This window comes from Petrocella sp. FN5 (assembly GCF_029210395.1).
Lineage (GTDB): Bacteria > Bacillota > Clostridia > Lachnospirales > Vallitaleaceae > Petrocella.
The window spans coordinates 1-1,210 of record NZ_JARGDP010000189.1 but is presented as its reverse complement, the minus strand read 5'-3'; the positions used below and the strand labels follow the sequence as shown (position 1 = coordinate 1,210).

Below are 1,210 nucleotides of genomic sequence, written 5' to 3'. Positions count from 1 at the left end.
ACCGACCATGAAGTTTATTTTCTATCGTGCCAACCATCCACCATCTACAGCAATGGTATAACCATTCACATAAGATGAAGCTTCTGAAGCCAAGAACACAATGGGGCCTTTTAGGTCGGAGGGTAGTCCCCAACGGTTGGCTGGGATTCTCTCTAGTATGGCTGCATTACGTGCCACGTCAGCACGAAGCGCTTCTGTATTGGCTGTTGCCATATAGCCGGGCGCAATGGCGTTGACATTGATATTGTCTTTTGCCCACTCATTGGCCATTAACCTTGTTACGCCCATAACACCACTTTTTGATGCCGTATAAGATGGCACACGAATGCCGCCTTGGAAGGATAACATAGAGGCAATGTTGATGATTTTGCCACCTGTTTCTTGTTTCATAAATTGTCTTGCTACAGCTTGACTGAAAAAAAATACGGTCTTAATATTCAGATTCATCACATCATCCCAGTCTTTTTCACTGAAATTAATGGCGTCTTCACGTCGTATGGTCCCTGCGTTGTTAACCAAGACATCCACATGACCAAATACTTCTACGGCTTCTGCCACGATGGCTTCTAGCTTGTCTATCTTCATCAAGTCCGCTTGTATGTGATGAAACTTACGTCCTAGGTCTTCAATTAACTGCTGAGTCTCTCCACCAGCGCTATAATCCACACCAACAATATCCGCACCGGCTTCTGCTAGAGCCATTGCCATACCTTGGCCAAGACCTTGACTGCTTCCGGTAACGATTGCTACTTTACTATCTAGATTAAAACTATCTAATATCATCTTATCACTCCTATCTGAGATCTTTCATGGCGATATGATCCATATCTGTAAATGTCTTGTTCTCTCCTACCATACCCCAAATGAAACTGTATGCAGAGGTACCGCATCCTGAGTGTATGGACCAACTGGGCGCTATGATGGCTTCTTCGTTTCTTAAGACGACATGCCTGGTTTCTGATGGCGCACCCATCAAGTGAAAAACAACACTGTCTTGTGGTAAGTCAAAGTAGAAATAAACTTCCATTCGGCGTTCATGACTATGACAGGGCATGGTGTTCCATACACTACCCGGTGCCAGCTTGGTGAGACCCATGCTGAGTTGGCAGGTTTGTAATACTTCCGGATGTAAGAATTGGAATATGGTTCTCTTATTGGCCGACTCTGCATCCCCCATTGGTACTTGTTTGGCTTTTGTAATATCAATATG

The 1,210-nt window shown here is 44.5% G+C and carries 2 protein-coding genes; both read right to left on the bottom strand.

What is annotated here, in order from left to right:
* Window positions 1-21: 21 nt before the first annotated feature.
* Window positions 22-783: a 2-dehydro-3-deoxy-D-gluconate 5-dehydrogenase KduD gene (gene kduD, locus P0N36_RS15400; protein WP_275843775.1), complete on the bottom strand. Its 762-nt coding sequence runs from the start codon at window positions 781-783 to the stop codon at window positions 22-24.
* Window positions 784-793: 10 nt separating this feature from the next.
* Window positions 794-1,210 (bottom strand): 5-dehydro-4-deoxy-D-glucuronate isomerase (kduI, locus tag P0N36_RS15395; protein ID WP_275843774.1); only part of this gene is annotated, 417 nt, incomplete at its 5' end.